The sequence below is a fragment of the Microbacterium soli genome, from assembly GCF_039539005.1.
Lineage (GTDB): Bacteria > Actinomycetota > Actinomycetes > Actinomycetales > Microbacteriaceae > Microbacterium > Microbacterium soli.
The window spans coordinates 126,938-151,965 of record NZ_BAABCP010000002.1; the positions used below are offsets into that span (position 1 = coordinate 126,938).

Sequence of the window (25,028 nt, forward strand, 5' to 3'; positions counted from 1 at the left end):
CGATGACGCGTCCGCTCTAGGGAGCGGTGCTCGTGGCGGCTGCTCCTGCGTCGATGTCGTCGGCCGGAGGCTCGCTCAGATCGACGTAACCGTGGGAATCGTCCTCAGAGTCTACAACGGGTTCGGCGGGCTGTCGGCCGTCCCTGTACGCGGACGGCTCCACGCCGGTGTGACGACGCCCCTGCACGACGAGGATGACGATGCCGACCGCGACGCCGATGATCGCCGCCCACACGTTGCTGCGCAGCCCCAGGAGAACCTCGCTGGGGTCGATGCGGATGGACTCCCACACGACGCGCCCGGCGCTGTACCAGATGAGGTAGCAGGCGAACAGTCTGCCCCACTGCAGCGTGAATCTGCGGCCGAGCCAGAGCAGCACGAGCACGCCCAGACCGTTCCACACGACCTCGTACAGGAACGTCGGGTGGAACAGGGTGTCGGCTGCGAGCCCCGGGGGGAAGGCGGGGTTGGCGGGATCGATCTGCAGGCCCCAGGGCAGGTCGGTGGGCAGGCCGAACAGCTCCTGGTTGAACCAGTTGCCGAAGCGTCCCATCGCCTGGGCGAGCAGCAGTCCCGGCGCCAGCGCGTCGGCGAAGGCCGAGAAGCGGATGCCGGTCCACCGGCAGCCGAGCCAGGCACCGATCGCCCCGCCGATGAGGGCGCCGAAGATGGCGATGCCACCCTCCCAGATCGCCCACACCGAGCCGTGCTCGAAGGGGTTCCACGGATTGCTCCCCACCCCGAAGTAGAAGCCGGGGTGGGTGAGCACGTGGAAGATGCGCGCCCCGATGATCGCCAGGGGCACGGCGAGGATCGCGATGTCGATGACGATCCACTTCTCCGCACCGCGTCGGGTGAGCCGGTGGTTGGCGATCAGCCCCGCCACGATGATGCCGGCGATGATGCACAGCGCGTAGTAGTGGATCGTCAGTCCGAACACCGGGAATGTGCTGGCCGGAGGGCTCGGGATGCTGGCGGGCACGGTGGCGGTGAGGCCGTGAAGCGCGAGGGACATGAGTGAGAGTCTAGTTTCCTGTGTCGAATCTCGCCGACGGCGTGCCGCCGGTGAGGGCCCGGGTGGTGTGTGCGAGCTGGTCGAGTCCGCCGTCGCGGAGCGCCTTCACCAGTGCGGTGCCGACGATGGCGCCGTCGGCGTATTCGATCACGCCGGCGACCTGCTCGGCGTTGGAGATGCCGATGCCGACGCACGCCGATCGTGCTCCCCGTGCGCGCATGCGCTGCACGAGAGTGCGTGCCGCCTGGTCCAGGGCGGCCCGCTCTCCGGTGATGCCCATGGTCGAGACGGTGTACACGAAACCGGTGGACGAGGAGATGACCAGGTCGAGGCGTTCATCGGTCGAGGTCGGAGCGGCGAGGAAGATCCGGTCCAGTCCCGTCCGGGTGCTCGCGGAGATCCACTCCCCTGCGGCCTCCGGCGTGATGTCGGGGGTGATGAGCCCTGCGCCGCCGGCGGCGAGGAGGTCATCGGCGTAGCGGTCGACACCGTACTGGAGCACGGGATTCCAGTAGGTCATGACGACCACCGGGACATCGGTCTGCGAGGTGATCGCCTCCACGGCGGTGAACAGGTCGCGGGTGCGGTATCCGTGCGCGAGGGCGTGCTGGGTAGCCTGCTGGATGACCTCGCCGTCCATGACGGGATCCGAGTAGGGCGGCCCGAGCTCGATGATGTCCGCGCCGTTGCGCGCGATCGTCAGGGCGGCGTCGATGCTGGTCTGCAGATCAGGGAATCCGACGGGGAGGTATCCGACGAACGCGCCCCGACCCGCCGCGTGCGCCTTGCGGATGGCATCCTCGACACGGCTCACGACGCGTCCTCCTCGTCGTACAGGTGGAAGTATCGTGCGGCGGTGTCCATGTCCTTGTCGCCGCGCCCGGACAGGGAGACGGCGATCACGGCATCCGGGCCCAGCTCGCGACCGATGCGCAGGGCGCCGGCCAGCGCGTGCGCGGACTCGATGGCGGGGATGATGCCCTCGCTGCGGCTGAGCAGCCGCAGCGCCTGCATGGCCTCGTCGTCAGTCGCCGGGATGTACTGCGCACGACCGATGTCGCTCAGCCAGGCGTGTTCGGGACCCACGCCCGGATAGTCCAGCCCGGCGGAGATCGAGTGCGACTCGACCGTCTGCCCGTCCTCGTCCTGCAGCACGTACGTCTTCGCGCCGTGCAGCACGCCGGGGCGGCCCCGCTCGATCGATGCCGCGTGCTTGAGCGTGTCGACGCCGGAACCAGCGGCCTCCACGCCGTACAGCCGCACACCCTCGTCGTCGAGGAAGGCGTCGAACATCCCGATGGCGTTGGAGCCGCCGCCCACGCAGGCGATGACGGCATCCGGCAGCCTGCCGGCCTCGGCCAGCAGCTGCTCGCGCGCCTCCTCGCCGATGATCTTCTGGAAGTCGCGCACCATGGCCGGGAACGGATGCGGCCCGGCGGCCGTGCCGAAGACGTAGTTCGTCGTCTCGACGGTGGCCACCCAGTCCCGGTACGCGTCGTTGATGGCGTCCTTGAGGGTGCGGGATCCGGTCTTCACCGCGACCACGTCAGCGCCCAGCAGGCGCATCCTGGCGACGTTGAGCGCCTGGCGCTCGGTGTCGACCTCGCCCATGTAGATCGTGCAGTCCAGCCCGAACAGCGCGGCCGCTGTCGCCGTGGCGACGCCGTGCTGGCCCGCTCCGGTCTCCGCGATGACGCGGGTCTTCCCCAGCCGCCTGGTCAGCAGGGCCTGGCCGAGCACGTTGTTGATCTTGTGCGATCCGGTGTGGTTCAGGTCCTCGCGCTTGAGGAAGATCCGGGCTCCTCCGGCGTGCTCGGCGAAGCGCGGCACCTCGGTGATGGGCGACGGACGCCCGGCGTAGGAGTGCAGCAGCGTCGACAGCTCTGCGCGGAAGCCCGGATCCACCAGCGCCGCCTCATAGGCGGTCGTCAGCTCGTCGATGGCCGCGATGAGCGACTCCGGCATGTACCTTCCGCCGTACTCGCCGTAGAACGGCCCCTGCTGATCTCGCAGTCCCACATCGATTCCCTTCGGCCGCTCAGCGCGGCGCATGCTCACTGGATGCCCGGCGCACCGGGATGTCCCCGGCGGCGAGGAAGCCCTGCAGCGTCGCGACGGGGTCGCCGGTGACCAGCGCCTCCCCGATGAGCACGACGTCCGCTCCCGCTTCGCGGTACCGACGCACGTCGTCCGGCGCGAGCACCGCCGACTCCGCCACACGGATCGCGCTGTCCGGGATCCGCTCGGAGAGCCGGGAGAACAGGTCCCGGTCCAGCTCGAAGGTCTTCAGATTACGGGCGTTGATGCCGATCAGGTCGGCGCCGAGGTCCAGCGCGACCTCGAGCTCGTCGGCGGAGTGCGTCTCCACCAGCGGTGTCATCCCGAGGTCGTGCACGAGCGCGTAAAGCTCCCCCAGCATGCTGCGGCTCAGACCCGCGACGATGAGCAGCACGAGATCCGCTCCCGCCGCCCGCGCCTCGAAGACCTGGTACGGGGTCGCGATGAAGTCCTTGCGCAGCACGGGCACTGAGACCCGGTTCGCAACGGCCTCGAGATCGGCCAGGCTCCCGCTGAACCGGCGCTCCTCCGTCAGCACGCTGATGGCGCTGGCGCCGCCCTGCTCGTACAGTGCGGCCTGCAGCGCGGGGTCCGGGATCTCCGCCAGGCGGCCACGAGACGGGCTCGCGCGCTTGACCTCGGCGATGATCTTCACACGGTCGGACGGAGCGAGCACCGCCAGGACGTCCTGCGCGGGCGGCTGAGCGCCTGCGGCGCGCTCCACCTCGGCCAGGGGCCGGGCGAGAGCCCGTCGTTCGGCATCCTCCACAGCGCCGGCCGTCAGGTCGGCGAGGATCATCAGTGCGCCTTCGGGGTGTACTTCGGGCCCTTCACGCCCCAGCCAGCCTTGGCGAGGATCCAGCCGGTGATCGCGCCGAGCACGATGACCGCCCCCGAGATCCAGACGCCCACCGCGCCCGACCCGTCGGGGAAGCAGAAGAAGACGGTGCCCGCGGCGAAGCCGACGAGCATGATCACGACGGCGGTCCAGGCTGCAGGCGAGTGTCCGTGTCCGGGATCGGCGATCGGGTTGGTCATGTTCTCCTCCGGGAGGTCGGCGATGCGTCCATTCTATCTGGATGGTCCGGTGGGATCCGAGCCGTGCGACAGCTCGTCCCAGGAATCGACGGCATCCAACGGCCCGGCGTCGGTGTGTCGGCCGTCGGAGAGCTGCTCGTAGCGTCTGCTGCCGACTCGCCACCTGCGGCCGGTGACCAGCACGAACACCGAGGACGCCAGCAGCAGCACCCAGGCGCACAGCGCGGCGACGGGCCAGCCGCCCGGCTGCAGGTCGTCCACGATGGATCGCAGCGTCGTCTCACCGCTCAGTCCGGTGGCCGCGGTCAGCGCCGATGCGGCTGTGGAGAGCGGTGGGTCGATCATGATCGGGAACGTGCCCGTCGCGAGGACGACGGCGCTGAGGATCCCGAGCCCGGCGAGCACGTGGCGCAGCACGGTCCCGGCGATGGACAGCGCCGCGCCGAGTGCGAGCACCGCCAGTGAGAGGGCCGTCAGCAGCGGCATGGCGTCCGCTCCGGGGACGAGCAGCGGCTCGCCGCCGTCCGTCCGGGTGACGGAGATCCACGTCTGGGTGGCGGAGATCACGCCGACGCCGCCGGCCAGGAGGAAGCCCAGCACGGCGCACAGGCGTGCACGTCGGATCATCCTCGCTCGCCTCCGTCGCTCCCGAGCCGGAGCCCGCGACCGTCGAAGCAGGTGCGGGTGCCCGTGTGGCATGCAGGTCCGTGCTGGTCGACGGTCAGGAGGATCGTATCGCCGTCGCAGTCGACGGAGACTCCGCGCACCTCCTGTGTGTTGCCGGACGTGTCGCCCTTGCGCCAGTACTCGCGGCGCGATCGGGACCAGTACACGGCGCGCCCGCCCGTGAGAGTGCGCCGCAGCGCTTCAGCGTCCATCCAGGCCAGCATGAGCACCTCGCGCGTGTCGAACTGCTGCACGACGACGGGTGCGAGTCCGTCGCCGTTCCAGGCGACGCGCGCGAGGTCGGCGTCCACGGTGCTCACCGGACCACCACGCCTTCCGCGCGCAGCGCGTCCTTCACGTCTCCGACGGTCAGCTGACCGCTGTGGAACACGCTGGCCGCCAGCACGGCATCCGCACCCGCCTGCACGGCCGGTGCGAAGTGCGACACGTCCCCGGCGCCGCCGGAGGCGATCACCGGCACGGCGGAGGCCTCCCGCATGAGGCCCACGAGCTCCAGATCGAAGCCGTTCTTCGTGCCGTCGGCGTCGATGGAGTTCACCAGCAGCTCGCCTGCTCCGCGCTCGATGGCCTCACGCGCCCAGTCGACGGCGTCGAGGGTCGTCTCGGCGCGCCCGCCGTGGGTGGTCACGACGAACCCGGATGCGGTGCTCGGGGCGCGCTTGACGTCGAGGGAGAGCACGAGCACCTGCGCGCCGAAGCGGTCGGCGATCTCGTCGATCAGCTCGGGGCGCGCGATGGCGGCCGAGTTCACACCGACCTTGTCCGCGCCGACCGACAGCAGTCGCGCGACGTCCTCGACGCTGCGCACTCCCCCGCCGACGGTGAGGGGGACGAACACGTGCTCTGCGGTGCGCTGCACCACGTCGAAGGTCGTCGAGCGGTCGTCGACGGTGGCCGTGACATCGAGGAAGGTGATCTCGTCCGCGCCCTGTGCGGCGTAGTGGGCGGCGAGCTCGACGGGATCGCCCATGTCCCGCAGGTCCTTGAAGTTCACGCCCTTGACGACGCGGCCCGCGGCCACGTCCAGGCACGGGATGACGCGCGCGGCGACAGCCATCAGAGCCTCGCCGCGTGGATCGCGGTGACGAGGATGGCTCTCGCCCCCAGCGCGTACAGGTCGTCCATCACCTGGTTCATGCCCTTGCGCGGGATCATGACCCGCACGGCCACCCACTCCGGGTCGCGCAGCGGGGAGATCGTCGGGGACTCACGTCCGCCCGCGATGGCCGTGGCCTGGTCGACCAGACGCGCGGGCAGGTCGTAGTCCAGCAGCACGTACCGACGTGCCACCATCACGCCCCGCAGCCTGCGCAGCAGGCGCTCCGTGCCCGGCGCATCGCCGGGCCTGCTGATGAGGACGGCCTCGGACTCGATGATCACCGGTCCGAAGATCTCCAGCCCGGCCTGCCGGAGGGTCGTGCCGGTCTCGACGACGTCGGCGATGACGTCGGCGACGCCCAGCTGCACGGCGGATTCCACGGCCCCGTCCAGGGGCACCAGCGTGGCGTTGACGCCATGACGGCGGAGGAAGTCGTCGACCAGACCGGGATACGCCGAGGCGACACGGACGCCCTCGAGGTCCTCGACGGAGGAGTACCGGCCGGGCGGGGCCGCGAAGCGGAAGGTCGAGCGGGCAAAGCCCAGCTGCTCGATCTCGCGGGCGTCCTCCTGGCGCACATCGCACAGCAGGTCGCGCCCGGTGATCCCCACATCCAGGGCACCGGAGGCCACATAGGTGGCGATGTCCCGCGGACGGAGGTAGAAGAACTCGACGTCGCTGTCGGCGTCGATGACGTGCAGGGTCTTCGGGTCGCGGCGACCGGCGTAGCCGGCCTCCGCGAGCATGTCGGCGGCTGTCTGGGAGAGCGAGCCCTTGTTCGGAACGGCGATGCGCAGCATGGATGTCCTTCTGTTCGAGCGGTCGGAGCGGGACGCGCTCACAGATGTCGGTAGACGTCCTCCAGGCTCAGCCCCTTGGCGAGCATCATCACCTGAAGGTGGTAGAGCAGCTGGGAGATCTCCTCAGCGGCGGCGTCGAGCGTCTCGTACTCCGCGGCCATCCACACCTCGGCGGCCTCTTCGACGATCTTCTTGCCGATTGCATGCACGCCTCGGTCCAGCTCCTCGACCGTGCGCGATCCGGCGGGGCGGGTCGCGATGGTGTTCTGGAGCTCGGCGAACAGCTCGTCGAATGTCTTCACGCTTCCAGGCTAGCCTTTCCTGCGAGCTCTCGAAGCCGGGTGACGGCCGCCTCGACGTCATCCGCGCCGTACACGGCAGAACCGGCGACGAAGGTGTCGGCCCCGGCCCGTGCGGCCTGCTCGATCGTCGCGTCGGAGATCCCGCCGTCCACCTGCAGCCATACGTCGGAGCCGCGACGGGCGGCCTCGTCCCGCAGCGCGCGCAGCTTCGGCATCGTGGCGGGCATGAAGCCCTGTCCGCCGAAGCCCGGCTCGACGGTCATGACGAGGATCTGGTCGAACTCCCCCATGATGTCGTAGAGCTCCTCGCCCGCCGTGCCGGGCTTGATGGCGACGCCCGCGCGTGCCCCGATGGAGCGGAGCCTGCGCGCGAGGGCGACGGGCTCGGTCGCGGCCTCGAGGTGGAAGGTGACGCTCGCCGCGCCGAGCTCGGCGTAGCCGGGGGCCCAGCGATCCGGATCGGAGATCATGAGGTGCACATCGAGCGGGATGGGGCTGGTGGCCTGGATGCGCTCGACCATCTGCGGACCGAAGGTGAGATTCGGGACGAAGTGATTGTCCATGACGTCGACGTGCACGAAGTCGGCTGTCGCGATGCGCGCGAGCTCCGCCTGCATGTTGACGAAGTCGGCGGCGAGGATGCTGGGATTGATGCGGGGCGAGTCGGGCAGATTCACTGTCGTCCTTCCGGGGATGTGCGCTGCAGGAGCGCGAGGAACATGGCGTCGGTGCCGTGGCGATGCGGCCACAGCTGCACGCGACCCGTGCCGTCATCGGCGAGGTCGATGGGGGCCGAGGAGATGTCCGAGACCACGGCTCGCGCGTCCAGGGCGGTGATGTCGTCGCGGTCGCGCAGCACCTCCGCGATGACACCCGAGGTTTCGGCGAGGTGCGGCGAGCAGGTGGCGTAGGCGACGATCCCGCCGGGTGCCAGGGCCCCGAGTGCGGCCTCCAGCAGCTGCGTCTGCAGCGTCACGAGCTCGGGGACGTCCGCCGGGGTCTTCCGCCAGCGCGCCTCGGGGCGTCGGCGCAGCGCTCCCAGCCCCGTGCACGGCGCGTCGAGGAGGATCCTGTCGAAGGCGCCCGGATGCCGCGCTGCGAACTCCCGTCCGTCCTCCTCGTGCACGGGCACCTCGATCGGCAGCGGGCGCACGGCGTCCCGCACCAGATCGGCTCGGTGCGGGATGACCTCGTTGGCCTCCAACCGTGCGCCGTCGCGATGCGCGACGGCCGCGAGCAGCGCGGTCTTGCCGCCGGGTCCGGCGCAGAGATCGAGCCAGCGCTCCCCAGACCGCACCGGTGCGGCTCCCGCCAGGGCCAGGGCCACGAGCTGGGAACCCTCGTCCTGCACGCGGATCAGTCCGCCGGACTCGTCGATCACGGCGCGAGGATCCCCGCCCGGGGAGCCGAACGCCGTCGGCGCATACGGGCGCGCGGGACGCCCCGGCTCGGCGAGCCCCGGCAGCGCCACGAGGGTCACCTCGGGGGCGGCGTTGTCGGCCTGCAGCAGCGCATCCAGCTCGCCGGCCCGCCCCTCGGCCGCCAGTGCCCTGCGCAGGGCCCGGATCACCCACACCGGGTGCGCGGTGCGCAACCCGAGCCGTTCGTCGTCGGAGCGCGCCAGACGCTCGACGCGCTCCTGCCAGGCATCCGCGTCATCCCGGCTGATGCGGCGCAGGACGGCGTTCGCGAAGCCGGCCGCGCCGCGGCCGACTTCCGCCGCCACGAGGTTCACGGATTCGTTGACCGCCGCGTGAGACGCGACGCGGGTGCCCAGCAGCTGATGCGTCCCGAGGCGCAGCGCATCCAGCACCGGAGGGTCGATCTCCGCCACAGGTCGGCCGGCGGCCTCCGCGATGACCGCGTCATAGCTGCCTCGGCGGCGCAGAGTCCCGTATGTGAGCTCGGTCGCCAAGGCGGCGTCCTGAGCGTTCAGACGTGCCTGTCCGATCAGCCCCGGCAGCAGGAGATTGGCGTAGGCGTCATCGTCGGAGACCGCCCGCAGGACGTCGTACGCGACCCATCGTGCGGGCTGGATGCCGCGTGCGGAGCTCACGATCCGACCCGCACGGATGCTGCGGTGCGCAGTCCGCGCCACCAGTCCGCCGCGCTCATCGGGCCCTTGCCGGCCGGCTGGACCCTGGTGACCGCGAGCGCACCCGTCGCCGTCCCGATGAGCACCGAGGTCTTCTCGCCCCGCATCTCGCCGGGCGAGAGTGCGGGCGCGACGGACGCGTCGGCGGGCGCGGCCGCGAGGATCTTCAATCGCGCACCGGCGAGGGTGGTGTGCGCGCCCGGTTCCGGTGTCACGCCGCGGTAACGCGCGTACACGGAATCCAGCGGCTGGGTCCAGTCCAGCAGGCCGTCCTCGAGTCGCAGCTTGGGTGCGAGAGTGGGAATCCCCTGCTGCGGGGTCGCGGAAGCGGTGCCCGCGGCGATGGCGTCCACCACGTCGGCGGTCAGGGCCGCGCCTTCACCCGCCAGCAGCGTGAGGGCGTCATCGGCTGTCGCGTCTGCGGGTACGGCGACGGGCCGGGCGGCGAACACATCGCCCGCGTCGAGCTCGGGGACCAGCTGGAACACGCTCACACCCAGCTCCGCGTCGCCGGCGATGAGGGCGCGCTGCACGGGCGCCGCTCCGCGCCAGGCGGGCAGCAGGGAGAAGTGCAGGTTGATCCAGCCGTGCTCGGGGAGGGACAGCAGGGGTTCGCGGACGATGCCGCCGTAGGCGACGATGACCCCGAGCTCGGCGCGGAGACGCGAGACGGCCTCGGTGGCGGGTTCATCGAGGCGTGCGGCCCTGATGACGGGCAGTCCCGATTCCTCGGCCGCCGCCGCGACGGGCGACGGCGTGAGGACGCGCCGGCGTCCGAGGGGGGCGTCGGGGCGCGTCACGACGCCGACGATCTCATGCCGAGTCGCGAGGGCGCGCAGGGTCGGCACGGCGGCGGCCGGCGTGCCGGCGAAGACGAGGCGCATGAAGGACTCCCTCTCGTGTGACGTGCTGCCGAGTGCGATCGGTGATCGGGTCGCTCGTCAGAGCTCCGGTTCGAGGATATCGAGGTGCACGGACAGGGAGACGCGGTGTCGGTCCCTTCCGCGTCGGCCCTGGGCGGCGTCGGCGATCACGACGGCCCGCAGCGTCTCCGCGACGCGCCGGCCCTCGGCGTAGCCGAAGCGCGCCAGTGCGCGCACGCGCCCCTCAGTGCCGACCGGCAGCGGACCGAGCACCGCGTCGGCCGGAAGTCCCGCGCTGCTCAGTGCGTCGAGCGCCGTGCGGACCGATGCCGGTCGTCCTTCGATCTGCGCGACACGCACGGTCGGGGGCATCCGCAGCGGCAGACGCGCCTCGAGCTCGGTGCGCGCGTAGGCGGCCTGCGACCAGGTGGCGAGGGCCCGGGCGACAGGACCGTCCACTCCCACGAGGTGGACGGGAGCGCCCGGCGCGGCCAGCGCGGCCGCGTTCGTCCACCAGCGCAGACACGCCTCGGCGATGCGCAGCTCGGGAGCCTGCAGCATGCGCACCCCGTCCAGGAGGATGACCGCGCGGTAGCCGCCGGACGCCAACGGTTCGGCGCCGCGCGTGGCGACCACGAGGGCGGGGCGGGCATCGACGCGCTGCACGGGGTGGGTGCCGTCGGAGACGATCACGCGGACACCGGGGAACGCTCGTCCCAGCTCGTCGGCTGTCCGTTCCGTGCCTGAGGACGCCAGTCGCACCTGATCGGATGAGCAGTGCGCACATCGCCAGGAGTTCGCCGAACGCCCGCACCAGCCGCACACCGGCACGGCGCCCCGGCGGGCGGCGCCCAGCGGGCCGCCGCAGTGCACGCAGCGCGCGGGTGCACGGCAGCCGGCGCACACCAGCGTCGGAGCGAAACCCGGTCTCGCGACCTGGACGAGCACCGGCCCCTCGGATGTCGCCGCTCGCGCGGTCGCGAACGCGCTGGAGGGCACCCGCCTGGTCGCCGCACGTTCGAGCTCCTGCGGTGTGCTCAACCGCACCTGAGGGGTCACGCGGCGCGTCGCCGTGATCTCGGACAGCCAGCCGTTCGCGACCAGGCGCGCCGCGTCCGTGGACCGCGCATGAGCGACGAGCAGCAGAGCTCCCAGCTCGTCCTCCTGGCGCAGCAGTGCCGCATCCCGTGCGTGCACATAGGGCGCCAGCGGCTCCGCCAGGAGCGGGTCCCCGTCATCCCAGATCGCCACGAGCCCGGCGTGCACCGGGGAGTACACCGCCGATCTGTTCCCCACCACCACGCACGGCACGTCGCTGAGGGTGCGCAGGAACGCCCGGTAGCGATCGGGGTTCGTCTGTCTGGCGTCATGACGGACCACGGCGTCATCGGAGAGCAGCGTCGCGAGTGCCGCCATCAGCAGGTCCTCGTCGCGATGGTCGGGCACCACGAGGACGCTGGATCGGCCCTGCGCCAGCTGCAGGGCGGCGGCGGACGCCATCAGCAGCGCCCACCCGGGATGATCGTCCTGCTGGAGCGGGATCGCCTCCACCGCCGCCCTGCCGCCCGTGGCGAGCACGTCACGGAGTCCGTCGTACGCCGAGATGATGTCGTCGGCCCGCCGCACGGCATCCGTCTCCGGACGAGGTGACGACGTTGGCGGCCGCCAGGACTTCTCCACCCGCACCTGTCGCTTGGGGATCGCCAGGCGGAGGATGTCGGATGCCGATCCCGCTGCGCGGTCGGCCGCGCGGCGGGCGAGCCTGTGCAGCCGCGCAGGCAGGACGGGCACGGGAGACACGATGCTGTCGACGTCGGACAGCGGACGGGAGCCGTCACGCTCCTCGCCGAGCTCGACGATGTAGCCGTCGACCACGCGGCCGGCCGTGCGCAGCGGAACCCTGACCCGCACCCCCGGCGCCGCCTCGCCGAGCTCCTCCGGGAGGGCGTAGTCGAACAGCCTGTCCAGCTGCGGGAGCGGCGAGTCGATGAGAACGCGCGCGATGCGTCGTCCCGCTCCGTGCCCGGGCAACGTGGACATGCCGCACTCAGACGCCGGCGGCGCGGCGCAGCTCGTCGGCGCGGTCGGTGCGCTCCCAGGTGAAGTCCGGCAGGTCTCTGCCGAAGTGCCCGTACGCCGCGGTCTGGGCGTAGATGGGGCGGAGCAGGTCGAGTTCCTCGATGATGGCCTGCGGACGCAGATCGAAGACCGTATCGATCGCGTGGGTGATGACGTCGTCGGAGACCGCGCCGGTCCCGAACGTCTCCACGTAGAGTCCGACGGGTCGTGCCACGCCGATCGCGTACGCGACCTGCACCTCGGCGCGCTCCGCCAGCCCCGCGGCGACGACGTTCTTGGCCACCCACCGCATCGCGTAGGCGCCCGAGCGGTCGACCTTCGACGGGTCCTTGCCGCTGAACGCGCCTCCCCCGTGCCGCGCGGCGCCGCCATAGGTGTCGATGATGATCTTGCGACCCGTGAGCCCGGCGTCCCCCTTCGGGCCGCCGTTGACGAAGGGGCCGGCAGGATTGATGTAGTACTTCAGCTCCGGGGCCAGATCCAGCCCCGTCTGCAGCAGGACGGGATCGATGACCTTCTCGCGCACGAGGGCCTTCAGCTCGTCCTGGGAGATCTCGGGGCGATGCTGAGTGGACAGCACGACCGCGTCGATGGTTCTGGGCGTGTTGCCCTCGTATCCCAGCGTCACCTGGGTCTTGCCGTCGGGGCGCAGGAACGGAAGCTCACCGGAACGGCGCACCTGGGTCAGTCGCTCCGCGATGCGGTGCGCGGTCCAAGCCGCCATGGGCATGAGCTGCGGGGTCTCGTTCGTGGCGAAACCGAACATGATGCCCTGATCTCCCGCTCCGAGTTCGTCGCGCGGATCCGTGGATCCCCCGTCCCGCTGCTCCTGCGCGCGGTCCACTCCGTGGGCGATGTCGAGGGACTGCTCCCCCACGGACACGCTCACACCGCAGGACGAGCCGTCGAAGCCGGTGTCGCTGGAGGTGTACCCGATGCTGTTGACGACATCCCGCACGATCGTGGGGATGTCCACGTACCCGTCCGAGCGGATCTCGCCCGCGACGTGCACGAGACCGGTGGTGACCATGGTCTCCACGGCGACGTGCGAACCGCGATCGACGGTCAGCAGACCGTCGAGGATGCTGTCGGAGATCTGGTCGCAGATCTTGTCAGGGTGCCCCTCTGTGACGGATTCGGACGTGAACAGGCGCAATGCGCTCATCGGTGCTCCAAAGCGGATCAATCGCGTCGAGCCCGGTCGGGCTCGACGCCAGTGTGCAGGAAACCGCCGACATCCACGTGTGGACGCCGGCGGCTCACAGGATGTGGGAGGTCACTCCGCGTGGCGGATGCGCAGCTTGTCCTCGTGGATCTCGTGGAGCGCGATCGTGAGCGGCTTGTCCTCGACGGACGAGTCGACGAGCGGGCCGACGTTGTCGAAGAGATTGCCCTCGTGCAGGTCCGAGTAGTAGTCGTTGATCTGACGGGCGCGCTTGGCCGCGTAGATCACGAGCTCGTACTTGGACTCGACGCGCTCGAGCAGCTCGTCGATGGGCGGATCGATGATGCCCTGATTGGTTCCGGCCATGGTGGACCTCCTGGTCAGGCGGCGATGTCGTCTGCTGACGGTGTGCCGCGAAGTCGGTGATGGGTCTGGATGTCGCCGGTACGCGCTCCGGGAGCGCTCAGCGCGCGGGACCCGAGGCCAATTCTACGACCTCTCGGGCGGCGGTGGCGACGTCGGCGTTCACGACGAGGTGATCGAACTCGTTCTGGGCGGCCAGTTCAGTGCGCGCGGTGCGCAGCCGACGGGCCCGCTCCTCGGCGTCCTCGGTGCCCCGGCCGACGAGCCTGTGCACCAGTTCGTCCCAGGACGGCGGGAGCAGGAAGATCAGCGTGGCGGACGGCTCCGCCGCCCGCACCTGGCGAGCGCCCTGCAGATCGATCTCCAGCAGCACGGTCGCGCCCGCGTCCAGCGCCTCGTCGACGGGGCCGCGCGGTGTGCCGTAGCGGTACCGGTTGTGCACGACGGCATGCTCGAGGAGCAGGTCCTCGGCGATGAGCCGATCGAACTCGGCATCGTCGACGAAGTAGTAGTGCACGCCGTCCACCTCGCCCGGGCGTGGAGGCCTTGTCGTGGCGGACACGGAGAGTCGGATCTCCGGGTGGGTCTCCCGGATGCGCGCCGCGACGGTGCCCTTGCCGACCGCCGTCGGGCCCGCGAGCACGAGCAGTCGGCTGCGGCCCGGTCGTGCGAGACGAGGGGGGAAACGGCTGTCCAGCCATGTCGACAGCGCGGCCAGCTGGCGCACACCCAGACCGCCCAGACGCTTGACCGGTGAGATGTGCAGCTCCTCCAGGATGCGGTCCCGCTTCCCCGCTCCGATCGCGGGCAGCGCCATGAGGAAGTCGGTGATCCGCAGGGTGGCGGCATCGGAATCGGCATCCTGAATCGCCCGCCTCAGGATCTCCTGGGGAGCGGTGACCCGTGTCGACAGATCGCGTTTGAGCGACGCCCGTCCGCGCCGTCGTTCCACCGCGCGACGCGATGCGGCTGCACGATCGACTTCGGGGACGCCCCGACCTTCAGACACGGACTACCTCCTGATAACGTGCGGCGCGTTCGGCGATCCTCGCCGCGATGGACGCGGGCCCGGCGCTGAGGATGCTGCGGCTCTCGCTCGCGAGCACCTGGGAGGCGACCGAACCGAAGCGCGTGGGCAGATCCTCCGGCACGGCGCCCTGTGCGCCGAACCCGGGAGCGAGGATCGGCGCGCCGCCGAGCACGTCGTCGCTCAAGCCCAGCCCCATGCGATCGACAGTGGCGCCGATCACGAGCCCCACCGGTCCGAGGTCGCCCTCGAACGCCTCGGAGCCGTTGGCCCATGTCACGTCGCGCGCCACGCGGCCGGCGACGGTCTGGTCGTCGGCCGCTGCGACATCGACGGTCCGCGCGGTCTGCAGGGCCGCCGCCTCAGGGTTGCTGGTGCCTGCGAGCACGAACACCCCCTTCCCCTCCCGGACGGCCGTGGTGATCGTCTCCCGCAGCGATTCCGGTCCGAGATAGGGACTGACCGTCACGGCATCCGATTCCAGCGGTGAGCCGGCGACCAGCCAGGCCGACGCGTATCCGGCCATGGTGGAGCCGATGTCGCCCCGCTTCGCGTCGGAGAGGACCAGCAGGCCTGCGGCACGAGCCGCCGCGATCACATCCTCCAGTGCGGCGAAGCCCGCGGAGCCGAAGCGCTCGAAGAACGCCACCTGCGGTTTGACCACGCCGACCCGGCTCGCCGCCGCCTCGACGACGGCGAGCCCGAAGGAGCGCAGGCCCTCCGCACTCTGCGCGAGGCCCCACTGCTCCAGCAGCGCGGCGTGCGGGTCGATGCCCACGCACAGCGGCCCATGGGCATCGAGGGCTGCGCGCAGACGGGCGCCGAAGGGTTCGGTCACAGCGCCGCCCGCCTGTCCAGCTCATACTCCTGGAGACTGCGGACGGTGAAGCCCTCACCGGCCGCGTCCATGCCGCTGACAGCTGCGCCCAGCACCGCCATCGTGGTGAACAGCGCCTTGTCGGCCGCGACGGCGGCGGCGCGGATCTCGTAGCCGTCCGCGCGGGCGGCACCACCGCTGGGAGTGTTCACCACGATGTCGATCTCACCGTCGTTGATGAGGTCGACGATGTTGCGCTCACCGGCCTCCTGCGCGTCGCTGAACTTGGCGGCCAGGGCCACGTCGATGCCGTTCCGGGCGAGGATCTCGGCGGTGCCCTCGGTGGCGATGAGCGAGAAGCCCAGCTGCTGCAGTCGATGCGCGGGCAGGATGACATCGCGCTTGTCGACGTCGGCGACCGAGATGAACACCGTTCCGGAGGTGGGCATGCCGCCGTACGCGGCGGCCTGACTCTTGGCGAAGGCCGTGGGGAAGTCCGCGGCGATGCCCATGACCTCGCCCGTGGAGCGCATCTCCGGGCCGAGCACGGAGTCGACGACCTTGCCGTCCTCGGTGCGGAACCGCTTGAACGGCAGCACGGCCTCCTTCACCGCGATCGGGGCGCCCAGCGGCACCTTGGAGCCGTCCTGCGCGGGCAGCATGCCCTCGGCGATCAGCTCGGCGACGGTGCCGCCGGCCATGACGCGGCTCGCGGCCTTGGCCATGGGCACTCCGAGCGCCTTCGACACGAACGGCACCGTGCGGCTGGCCCGGGGGTTCGCCTCGATGACGTACAGCACGCCGGCGCTGATCGCGAACTGGACGTTCAGCAGTCCGCGCACGCCCACGCCTTCCGCGATCGCGAGGGTCGCGCGGCGCACGCGCTCCACCTCCGTGCGACCCAGAGAGATCGGCGGGAGCGTGCAGCTGGAATCGCCGGAATGGATGCCGGCCTCCTCCAGGTGCTCCATGATGCCGCCGATGTACAGGTCGGTCCCGTCGTAGAGCGCATCGACGTCGAGCTCGATCGCATCGTCGAGGAAGCGGTCGACGAGGAGGGGCTTGCCCTCCTCGATGATGACGTTGCCCGCCGTGCGCACGAAGTACTCGCGCAGCGACGGCGTGTCGTACACGATCTCCATGCCGCGTCCGCCGAGCACGAAGCTCGGCCGCACCAGCACCGGGTAGCCGATCTCCTCGGCGATGCGCACAGCGCCCTCGACGTCGATCGCCGTGCCGTTGCGCGGAGCGACGAGTCCCGCCGCGTCGAGCAGGCGCGAGAACAGCTCCCGCTCCTCGGCGAGGTCGATGGCCTCGGGGCTGGTGCCGAGCACGGTGTAGCCGGCGGCTTCGATGCCCTTCGCCAGGCCCAGCGGCGTCTGTCCGCCCAGCTGGCACACCACGCCGAGGATCTTCCCGCTGCGGGACTCGGCGTCCAGCACCTCGAGGACGTCCTCGAGAGTGAGGGGCTCGAAGTACAGCCGGTCCGAGGTGTCGTAGTCGGTGGAGACGGTCTCCGGGTTGCAGTTGACCATGACGGTCTCGAACCCGGCATCCGACAGCGCGAAGGAGGCGTGCACGCACGAGTAGTCGAACTCGACCCCCTGTCCGATGCGGTTCGGGCCCGACCCGATGATGACGACCTTGGTGCGCTCGGACGGCGTCACCTCGGTCTCCAGGTCGTAACTCGAGTAGTGGTACGGCGTGAGCGCCGGGAACTCCCCCGCGCAGGTGTCGACGGTCTTGTAGACCGGACGCAGACCGAGACCGTGACGGATGCCGCGGACCTCGGGCTCGGCGATGCCGCGCAGCTGCGCGATCTGGGCGTCGGAGAAGCCGTGCTCCTTGGCGTGGCGCAGTGTCTGCGCATCCAGCTCCGACGCCGTCGCGACGGCGTCGGCGACCTCGTTGATGAGCACGATCTGGTCGAGGAACCAGGGATCCATCGCCGTGGCGTCGAACGCCTGCTCGATCGTCGCGCCCTTGCGCAGCGCCTGCTGCAGCACGACGATCCGACCGTCGGCCGGGGTCTTCGCGATCTCGAGGAGCTCCTCGACCGACCTGTCCTCCCTTCCCCAGTGGAACGACGAGCCCGGCTGCTCGAGTGAGCGGAGCGCCTTCTGCAGCGCCGTCGTGTAGTTGCGGCCGATGGCCATCGCCTCGCCGACCGACTTCATGGTGGTCGTCAGCGTGGGATCGGCGGCGGGGAACTTCTCGAAGGCGAATCTGGGCGCCTTGACGACCACGTAGTCGAGGGTCGGCTCGAAGCTCGCGGGCGTGACACCGGTGATGTCGTTGGGAATCTCGTCGAGACGGTAGCCCAGCGCCAGCTTGGCGGCGAGCTTGGCGATCGGGAACCCGGTGGCCTTGGACGCCAGTGCCGAGGAGCGCGACACGCGCGGGTTCATCTCGATGACGATCACGCGGCCGTTGGCCGGGTCCACCGCGAACTGGATGTTGCACCCGCCGGTGTCCACGCCCACGGCGCGGATGATGTCGATGGAGATGTCCCGCAGCTTCTGGTACTCGCGGTCGGTGAGTGTGAGCGCCGGTGCGACGGTGATGGAGTCGCCGGTGTGCACGCCGACCGGGTCGACGTTCTCGATGGAGCAGACCACGACCGTGTTGTCGGCGGTGTCGCGCATGAGCTCGAGCTCGTACTCCTTCCACCCCAGGATCGACTCCTCCAGGAGCACCTCGTGGGTCGGTGAGTCGTGCAGGCCGGCACCGGCGATCCGGCGCAGATCCTCCTCGTCGTAGGCGAAGCCCGAGCCCAGGCCGCCCATCGTGAACGACGGACGCACGACCAGCGGGTAGCCGAGCTCCTCGGCGCCGGCGAGCACCTCGTCCATGGTGTGGCAGATGCGGGAGGCGGCGACGTCAGCGCCGGCCGCGATGACGAGCTCTTTGAAGATCTGACGGTCCTCGCCCTTGCGGATGGCGTCCACCCTGGCTCCGATGAGCTCGACGTCGTACTTCTCCAGGATTCCCCGCTCGTGCAGCGCCATGGCCGCGTTGAGCGCGGTCTGACCGCCGAGGGTCGGCAGGATGGCATCCGGCCGCTCCTTCGCGATGATCGTCTCGATCACCTCGGGGGTGATCGGCTCGATGTAGGTGGCGTCGGCGAAGTCGGGGTCGGTCATGATCGTGGCCGGGTTCGAGTTCACGAGGATCACGCGGACGCCCTCCTCGCGGAGGACGCGGCAGGCCTGGGTGCCCGAGTAGTCGAACTCGCAGGCCTGGCCGATGACGATCGGGCCGGAGCCGATGACCAGGACGGATGCGATGTCGTCGCGCTTCGGCATTACTTGGCGTCTCCTTCTGAGGTGTGCTCCTGGCCGGTGCCGAGAGAACTGAGGACCAGGTCGCGGAACCTGGCGAAGAGGTAGTGGGCATCATGCGGGCCTGCGGCCGCCTCCGGGTGGTACTGCACGGAGAAGGCGGGGATGTCATGGGCGCGCAGGCCTTCCACCACCTGGTCGTTGAGGCCGATGTGGCTGACCTCGACCGCACCGTAGCCGTTCGGACTGTCGAAAGTCTCCTCGCGCGGCGCGTCCACGGCGAAGCCGTGGTTGTGCGCGGTGATCTCCACCTGTCCCGTGGTCCGATCCAGCACGGGCTGGTTGATGCCCCGGTGCCCGAACGCGAGCTTGTAGGTCTGCAGACCCAGCGCGCGGCCGAACAGCTGGTTTCCGAAGCAGATGCCGAAGTACGGCAGCCGGGCATCGAGCACCTGGCGCAGCACGGCCACCTGGTCATCGGACGCGGACGGGTCGCCGGGACCGTTGGAGTAGAACACGCCCACCGGATCGGTGGCGAGGATGTCGGCGAAACTCGCGGACTGCGGCAGCACGTGCACGTCGAAGCCGAGCCGCGCGAGGTTGTCGAGGGTGGACTGCTTGATCCCGAGGTCCAGCACCGCGAGGTTCCCGATCCGCTCCGCCGTGGCGGGGATCACGCGCACCTCGGTGACGGACACCGCCGCCGACAGGTTCCGGCCCGCCATCTCGGGCGCCTCCACGACACGGCGCAGCTGCTCGTCGGCATCCAGCCCGGCATCCGGGCCGGAGAAGATCCCCCCGCGCATGGCCCCTTCCGAGCGGATGCGGCGGGTGAGCGCGCGCGTGTCGATGCCGCTGATGCCGACGATGCCGTCGCGTACCAGCGCATCGTCGAGGGATTCCTCCGCACGCCAGCTGGACACGCGCCGTGCGGGATCACGGACGATGTAGCCCGCCACCCAGATGCGGCCGGACTCGTTGTCCTCGTGGTTCATGCCGGTGTTGCCGATGTGGGGGGCCGTCTGCAGCACGATCTGGCCCGCGTAGGAGGGATCCGTGAGGGTCTCCTGGTAGCCGGACATGCCCGTGGCGAAGACGACCTCGCCCAGTGCGGTGCCGGTGGCGCCATAGGCTCGCCCGCTGTACCTCGTGCCGTCCTCGAGGACGAGCACGGCGGATGCCTGCGGGGACTGCGCCACGCTGATGGAACCGATCAAGACTGTTCTCCGTTCTCCGTGCCGGCGCTCAGCCGCGCCAGCTCCGGCAGGATCTGCTGCGCGCCGACGGACACCGTGCGCAGGAATGAATCGACGAGGACGCCGTCGGCGACCCGCCACACCAGGCGGATCAGCCCGTCGGTCTCCACGACACGGTCGATGGCGACGGTCGCCAGGTCGACCGTCACGAGGGTCGAGGATGCGATGAACACGGTCGGGGATCCGTCCAGGCTCAAGGCCACTCCTCTGTCGGTGAGCGCCAGCTCACCGCGTGCGCGATACGCCAGCGGCTTCATCGCGATGCGCTCGAGAGGCTGGTCGTGCGCCGTGGTGGCGACGTAGAGCACCTCGTGCCGGGCGACGACCTCCGTGTGCTCGGGCACGCCGAGCGGAGCCTCCAGCGCGGCGTCGCGTCGCAGTCGTCGCCGCCAGCCGATGAACATGGCCACGAGGATGAGCACCGCGATGGCCACGGTGATGAGCACCGCCGCTTCTCTGCTCACCGGGCCGCGCTCCTTCCGTCGAGCTGCTCGACGAGCACGCCGTCCTCCACCGTGGGCACGCCGGCATGGATCGTCCACTGCACGCGCCCGGGCAGCTCTCGGCCGAGATAGGGCGAGTTGCGGCTGCGGCCGTGCAGGTCGGCCTCGGTGAAGACGCCGGGGAGGTCGGGGTCGTACAGCGTGATGTGCGCAGGGCCGCCGACCTCGAGCGAGCCGAATCCTTCGAGTCCGCCGATCCGTGCCGGCGCCGTGCTGAGCACGCGTGCGACGTCGCTCCACTCCAGCAGGCCGGTGGCGATCATGGACTGGTGCACGACGCGGAGCGCGCTCTCCAGCCCCACCATGCCGTTGGCGGCCGCCTGCCATTCGCAGGCCTTATTCTCGGCCGGATGCGGGGCGTGGTCGGTGGCGACGATGTCGATCGTGCCGTCCGCGAGTCCCTCGCGCACGGCCAGCACGTCCTCGGCGGTCCGCAGCGGCGGGTTGACCTTGAACCGGGCGTCGTAGTCGCGGACCAGGTCGTCGGTCAGCAGCAGGTGATGCGGGGTGACCTCGGCCGTGACCCGCACGCCGCGCTTCTTGGCCCAGCGGATGAGATCGACGGAGCCCGCCGTGGACAGGTGGCACACGTGCAGGCGGGACCCGACGTGCTGCGCGAGCAGCACGTCGCGGGCGATGATCGACTCCTCGGCGACGGCCGGCCAGCCGGCCAGCCCCAGCTCGGCGGACACGACGCCCTCGTTCATCTGCGCTCCTGCGGTCAGGCGGGGATCCTGCGCGTGCTGGGCGATGACGCCGTCGAACGCCTTGACGTACTCGAGAGCCCGGCGCATGATCAGCGGATCCCAGACGCAGAAGCCGTCGTCGCTGAACACCCGCACGCGCGCGCGGGACCCGGCCATGGCGCCGAGCTCGGCGAGTCGCTCGCCCTTCTGGCCGACCGTGACGGCGCCGATGGGCTGCACGGTGGCGTAGCCCGCGGCCTCGCCGAGCGCGAGCTCCTGCTCGACGACGCCGGCCGTGTCGGCGACGGGCTGGGTGTTGGGCATCGCGAACACGGCGGTGAAGCCTCCCGCGGCGGCCGCGCGGGTTCCGCTGAGCACGGTCTCGGACGCCTCGAACCCGGGCTCGCGCAGGTGCGTGTGCAGGTCGACGAGCCCGGGGAGCGCGACGAGCCCTGCTGCGTCGATGACACGCGCTCCGGCGCGTGTCAGGCCGGTCCCGACCTCGGTGATGACGCCGCGCTCGATCACGATGTCGGAGCTGTCGTCTCCGAGCAGCCGGGCGCCTGTGATGACGAGGGTCTGATTCACTTCACTTCCCCTCGTTCGTCGTCACGCTCTCCCACCAGCAGCAGGTAGAGCACAGCCATGCGCACCGACACGCCGTTCGCGACCTGCTCCAGCACCGTGGAGCGCGCGGAGTCGGCGGCTTCGGATGAGATCTCCAGGCCGCGGTTCATGGGGCCGGGGTGCATGATGATGCTACTCTCCGGCAGCGTCGCCGCGCGCAATGCGTCCAAACCCCAGAGTCGGGAATACTCCCGCTCAGTGGGGAAATATGCGGCATGCATGCGCTCGGCCTGAATGCGCAGCATCATGACCGCGTCGGGCTCCTCCGCGAGCGCCTGATCCAGGTCGTAGAGCACCCGCACCGGCCACTGCGAGACGTTCTGCGGCACGAGCGTGGGAGGAGCGACCAGGCTCACCTCCGCCCCCAGCGTGGAGAGCAGCCAGACGTTGGAGCGTGCGACGCGGGAGTGCAGCACGTCCCCCACGATCACCACCCGCGTGCCTGTCAGGTCGTGTCCGCGGCTGGTGGCGCCGAAGCGGCGCCTGCGGATCGTGAACGCGTCCAGCAGCGCCTGCGTGGGATGCTCGTGGGTGCCGTCGCCCGCGTTGACGACGCCCGCGGAGATCCAGCCGCTCGTCGCGAGCGTGCGAGGTGCGCCGGAAGCGGAGTGGCGCACGACGACGGCGTCGGCCCCCATGGCCTGCAGCGTCTGCGCGGTGTCCTTCAGGCTCTCCCCCTTGGAGAGGCTGGAGCCCTTGGCGGCGAAGTTGATGACATCCGCGGACAGGCGCTTCGCGGCCGCCTCGAAGGAGATGCGCGTGCGAGTGGAGTCCTCGAAGAAGAGGTTCACGACGGTCTTGCCCAGCAGCGTCGGCAGTTTCTTGACCTGACGTGACTGCGTGTCGGACATGTCCTCGGCGACATCGAGGATGCGCAGAGCGCTCTCCCCGTCGAGGGCGCGGGTATCGAGCAGATGCCTCATGATTCGATCGTCACCTCGTCGGCGCCGTCGAGCTCGCGCAGCCGCACGTTCACGCGCTCCGTGCGCGCTGAAGGGATGTTCTTGCCCACGAAGTCGGGGCGGATGGGCAACTCCCTGTGCCCACGATCGACGAGGATCGCCAGGCGGACGACCGAGGGGCGGCCCACGGACTGGATGGCGTCGAGGGCGGCGCGGATGCTGCGCCCGGAGAACAGCACGTCGTCGACGAGCACCACCGTCCGCCCGTCGATGCCGTCCTCGGGGATCTCGGTCCGCTTGGGCGCGCGGGTCGGGTGCCGGGACAGATCGTCGCGGAACAGCGTGATGTCCAGGGAGCCCACCGGGATCTCCGTCTGCGCGATGCCGGAGACGATCGCTCCGAGACGATCGGCCAGAGTCACCCCACGGGTCGGGATGCCGAGCAGGACCAGCCCGTCCGCCCCGCGGTTGGATTCGAGGATCTCGTGGGCGATGCGCGTCAGCGCGCGTGTGATGTCGGCTTCCTGCAGCACAGTGCGTGCAGACAACAGCCACTTCCCTTCTCCGCCTCACGGGACGGGCTTAAAGGATGGGTGATGCGTTGATTCTACTCGCTCCGCCGGACCCTGTCGGGACGCTGCGCAGCCCCGCCCCGAGAAGGGCGTGCACGAGAACAGGAGATTCGGCGAGCACAGGACGGGATGCCACGAGTTGGTCCTGTTCTCGCGCGATCTCCTGTTCCCGGTGACGGTGAACGGGAGAGGCGGAAGCGGAGAAGCGGATGCCGCGACTCAGCCGGCGCGCAGCGCCTCGTCGGTCAGCGGGCACTGCGAGACCCGGATGGGGTGTCCGGTGGTGGTCAGGCAGCGCCCGGTCTTCAGATCCCACTTCCAGTCGTGCATGCTGCAGGTGAGCACGCCGTTCTCATCGATCTTCCCCGTGCGGGTGAGATCGGCGCGCAGGTGCGGGCAGCGGCGCTGCACGACCCAGTCGCCGATCTCGGCGTCCTCGGTCTGGTCGGTCTGCTCCTGGTACCAGTTCTCGACGTACTCGATGCGGTCGACCGAGAGGCACTTCAGGAACGTGGTGAGGAACTCGTTGAACTTGCCGCTGCGACCCACCGAGAACTGCATGGAGAGGAAGATCGAGTTCGACCAGTCGATCTCGTGGTCGCGGATGTTGGTCGAGACGAGATCGGCGGGGATCGTGTACCAGTAGATGCACTCCTCCCCCGCGTACTCGCGCACCTTCGCTCGGGGGAAGTCGACGACCATGTCCAACTCGCCGATGCGGAAGCGCACGTTGCCGCCGACGCCGAGGCGGATCGTACGGGACTTCTTGATGAGCGGCTCCCACCACTCCTTGATGGCGGCGAGCATCTCGGACGGAGGGATGACCTCCGCTCTGGTGGCCTCCTCATCGATGATCTCCTGCTGGCGGGTGGCCTTCTGCTCGGCGAGGTACGCCCACTTGTCGTCGAAGATGCGGTCGATCTCCGCGTCGGTGTACAGCGTCTGCGTCACGGTCAGCTCCCCGTGGTTCACGTCGACCTGCGTGCCGGGCACGAACACGTGCCCGTTGTACTGCGGCGCCTGCTCCTTCAAGTGCGCGAGGAACTGCTTCTGGTCGGTGAAGATCGCGTCGTCGTCGAGCCCCGTGCCGTTGTACTTGAACAGCTCCTCGCGGAGGAACATCGGCGGACCCGCGAACGGGAAGACGTGCGGGGCGTCGACCTTCTCGATGTAGTACAGGGCGCGCTTGTTCTGCGCCTCGCGCTTGAGCCTGGCGAAATTCTGCTTGGAGTCCTGCGGCAGGTCGTAGACCATCGGCCACCAGATCGCTCCGGACACCTGCGTGAAGTAGGCCTGCGGCTTGCCGAACGAGAGCAGTGCGTCCAGATCGAGCGGGTGCGAGTCGTTCTGGTTGAGGATGGATGCCGTGCCGTCGTCGAGGCTCAGCGAGGAGTCGCCGATGGGGCCGTCACTGGGTGCCCGAAGCGGCGTGATCATGAGCTTCAGATCGCCGCGGTGGAAGACCTCGCCCGCGGGCGCGTGGAAGATGTTCTCGTATCCCAGTGCGCGGATGTCGTCCTCGAGATCGTCGGTGACGTACTCCGGCAGCAGCACCTCGATGTCCTTGCGGATGTAGGCCTCGAGCGCCCGCGGGTCGAAGTGGTCGCGGTGACGGTGCGAGATGTACAGGAAGTCGGCGTCGCGACCGAAGCGCTCCCAGTCCAGGCCCCGGTTGTCGGGGAACGGGAACCAGGAGCCGAAGAAGGACGGGCCGATCACGGGGTCGCAGATGACGTTGCCGCCCGCCGTCTCGATGAACATCCCGGCGTGACCGAGCGCAGTGATCCGCATGT

At 70.1% G+C, this 25,028-nt stretch carries 25 protein-coding genes; all 25 read right to left on the bottom strand.

Going from position 1 to position 25,028, the window contains the following annotated elements:
• Positions 1-16: 16 nt before the first annotated feature.
• Positions 17-1,015, bottom strand: coding sequence for a prolipoprotein diacylglyceryl transferase (gene lgt, locus ABD770_RS12755; RefSeq protein WP_344820047.1), 999 nt, complete (start codon positions 1,013-1,015; stop codon positions 17-19).
• Positions 1,016-1,025: 10 nt separating this feature from the next.
• Positions 1,026-1,829 (bottom strand): tryptophan synthase subunit alpha, encoded by an 804-nt coding sequence (trpA, locus tag ABD770_RS12760; protein ID WP_344820048.1) that lies wholly within the window; start codon positions 1,827-1,829, stop codon positions 1,026-1,028.
• Entirely contained in the window at positions 1,826-3,067 is a 1,242-nt protein-coding gene (trpB, locus tag ABD770_RS12765) for a tryptophan synthase subunit beta (protein ID WP_425562769.1), read from the bottom strand. Before trpB ends, trpA begins: the two co-directional genes overlap by 4 nt.
• The gene (gene trpC / locus ABD770_RS12770; RefSeq protein ID WP_344820439.1) at positions 3,054-3,869 is read right to left on the bottom strand and encodes an indole-3-glycerol phosphate synthase TrpC; all 816 of its coding nucleotides are present in this window, start codon (positions 3,867-3,869) and stop codon (positions 3,054-3,056) included. Before trpC ends, trpB begins: the two co-directional genes overlap by 14 nt.
• A 2-nt stretch (positions 3,870-3,871) precedes the next feature.
• The gene (locus ABD770_RS12775) at positions 3,872-4,111 is read right to left on the bottom strand and encodes an HGxxPAAW family protein (protein WP_344820051.1); all 240 of its coding nucleotides are present in this window, start codon (positions 4,109-4,111) and stop codon (positions 3,872-3,874) included.
• A 33-nt stretch (positions 4,112-4,144) separates the two neighbouring features.
• Positions 4,145-4,738, bottom strand: coding sequence for a Trp biosynthesis-associated membrane protein (locus ABD770_RS12780; protein ID WP_344820052.1), 594 nt, complete (start codon positions 4,736-4,738; stop codon positions 4,145-4,147).
• Entirely contained in the window at positions 4,735-5,097 is a 363-nt protein-coding gene (gene hisI / locus ABD770_RS12785; RefSeq protein ID WP_344820053.1) for a phosphoribosyl-AMP cyclohydrolase, read from the bottom strand. Before hisI ends, ABD770_RS12780 begins: the two co-directional genes overlap by 4 nt.
• Positions 5,094-5,855, bottom strand: a complete 762-nt coding sequence (gene hisF / locus ABD770_RS12790) for an imidazole glycerol phosphate synthase subunit HisF (RefSeq protein WP_344820054.1) — start codon at positions 5,853-5,855, stop codon at positions 5,094-5,096. The genes hisI and hisF overlap by 4 nt, the downstream gene beginning before the upstream one ends.
• Complete coding sequence (hisG, locus tag ABD770_RS12795; protein ID WP_344820055.1) at positions 5,855-6,697, bottom strand: ATP phosphoribosyltransferase; 843 nt, start codon at positions 6,695-6,697, stop codon at positions 5,855-5,857. Before hisG ends, hisF begins: the two co-directional genes overlap by 1 nt.
• 38 nt (positions 6,698-6,735) lie before the next feature.
• The gene (locus tag ABD770_RS12800) at positions 6,736-6,999 is read right to left on the bottom strand and encodes a phosphoribosyl-ATP diphosphatase (RefSeq protein WP_344820057.1); all 264 of its coding nucleotides are present in this window, start codon (positions 6,997-6,999) and stop codon (positions 6,736-6,738) included.
• A complete protein-coding gene (gene rpe, locus ABD770_RS12805; protein WP_344820058.1) occupies positions 6,996-7,676 on the bottom strand; it encodes a ribulose-phosphate 3-epimerase in 681 nt (226 codons plus the stop codon). Before rpe ends, ABD770_RS12800 begins: the two co-directional genes overlap by 4 nt.
• Positions 7,673-9,055 (bottom strand): RsmB/NOP family class I SAM-dependent RNA methyltransferase, encoded by a 1,383-nt coding sequence (locus ABD770_RS12810; protein WP_344820059.1) that lies wholly within the window; start codon positions 9,053-9,055, stop codon positions 7,673-7,675. The genes rpe and ABD770_RS12810 overlap by 4 nt, the downstream gene beginning before the upstream one ends.
• The gene (gene fmt, locus ABD770_RS12815; RefSeq protein ID WP_344820060.1) at positions 9,052-9,978 is read right to left on the bottom strand and encodes a methionyl-tRNA formyltransferase; all 927 of its coding nucleotides are present in this window, start codon (positions 9,976-9,978) and stop codon (positions 9,052-9,054) included. The genes ABD770_RS12810 and fmt overlap by 4 nt, the downstream gene beginning before the upstream one ends.
• A 57-nt stretch (positions 9,979-10,035) precedes the next feature.
• Positions 10,036-11,997 (bottom strand): primosomal protein N' family DNA-binding protein, encoded by a 1,962-nt coding sequence (locus ABD770_RS12820; protein ID WP_344820061.1) that lies wholly within the window; start codon positions 11,995-11,997, stop codon positions 10,036-10,038.
• A gap of 7 nt (positions 11,998-12,004) precedes the next feature.
• Positions 12,005-13,201, bottom strand: a complete 1,197-nt coding sequence (metK, locus tag ABD770_RS12825) for a methionine adenosyltransferase (protein ID WP_344820062.1) — start codon at positions 13,199-13,201, stop codon at positions 12,005-12,007.
• A 111-nt stretch (positions 13,202-13,312) separates the two neighbouring features.
• Positions 13,313-13,567, bottom strand: a complete 255-nt coding sequence (gene rpoZ / locus ABD770_RS12830) for a DNA-directed RNA polymerase subunit omega (protein WP_344820063.1) — start codon at positions 13,565-13,567, stop codon at positions 13,313-13,315.
• 97 nt (positions 13,568-13,664) lie between these two features.
• Entirely contained in the window at positions 13,665-14,573 is a 909-nt protein-coding gene (gene gmk, locus ABD770_RS12835; RefSeq protein ID WP_344820064.1) for a guanylate kinase, read from the bottom strand.
• The gene (gene pyrF, locus ABD770_RS12840; protein ID WP_344820065.1) at positions 14,566-15,429 is read right to left on the bottom strand and encodes an orotidine-5'-phosphate decarboxylase; all 864 of its coding nucleotides are present in this window, start codon (positions 15,427-15,429) and stop codon (positions 14,566-14,568) included. Before pyrF ends, gmk begins: the two co-directional genes overlap by 8 nt.
• A complete protein-coding gene (gene carB, locus ABD770_RS12845; protein WP_344820066.1) occupies positions 15,426-18,713 on the bottom strand; it encodes a carbamoyl-phosphate synthase large subunit in 3,288 nt (1,095 codons plus the stop codon). The genes pyrF and carB overlap by 4 nt, the downstream gene beginning before the upstream one ends.
• Positions 18,713-19,906: a glutamine-hydrolyzing carbamoyl-phosphate synthase small subunit gene (gene carA, locus ABD770_RS12850; protein WP_344820067.1), complete on the bottom strand. Its 1,194-nt coding sequence runs from the start codon at positions 19,904-19,906 to the stop codon at positions 18,713-18,715. Before carA ends, carB begins: the two co-directional genes overlap by 1 nt.
• A complete protein-coding gene (locus tag ABD770_RS12855; RefSeq protein ID WP_344820068.1) occupies positions 19,903-20,409 on the bottom strand; it encodes a PH-like domain-containing protein in 507 nt (168 codons plus the stop codon). Before ABD770_RS12855 ends, carA begins: the two co-directional genes overlap by 4 nt.
• Positions 20,406-21,722 (bottom strand): dihydroorotase, encoded by a 1,317-nt coding sequence (locus tag ABD770_RS12860; RefSeq protein WP_344820069.1) that lies wholly within the window; start codon positions 21,720-21,722, stop codon positions 20,406-20,408. The genes ABD770_RS12855 and ABD770_RS12860 overlap by 4 nt, the downstream gene beginning before the upstream one ends.
• Positions 21,719-22,684, bottom strand: a complete 966-nt coding sequence (locus ABD770_RS12865) for an aspartate carbamoyltransferase catalytic subunit (RefSeq protein ID WP_344820070.1) — start codon at positions 22,682-22,684, stop codon at positions 21,719-21,721. The genes ABD770_RS12860 and ABD770_RS12865 overlap by 4 nt, the downstream gene beginning before the upstream one ends.
• A complete protein-coding gene (gene pyrR, locus ABD770_RS12870) occupies positions 22,681-23,211 on the bottom strand; it encodes a bifunctional pyr operon transcriptional regulator/uracil phosphoribosyltransferase PyrR (protein ID WP_344820071.1) in 531 nt (176 codons plus the stop codon). The genes ABD770_RS12865 and pyrR overlap by 4 nt, the downstream gene beginning before the upstream one ends.
• A 243-nt stretch (positions 23,212-23,454) precedes the next feature.
• Positions 23,455-25,026, bottom strand: coding sequence for a Rieske 2Fe-2S domain-containing protein (locus tag ABD770_RS12875; RefSeq protein WP_344820072.1), 1,572 nt, complete (start codon positions 25,024-25,026; stop codon positions 23,455-23,457).
• Positions 25,027-25,028: the final 2 nt, after the last annotated feature.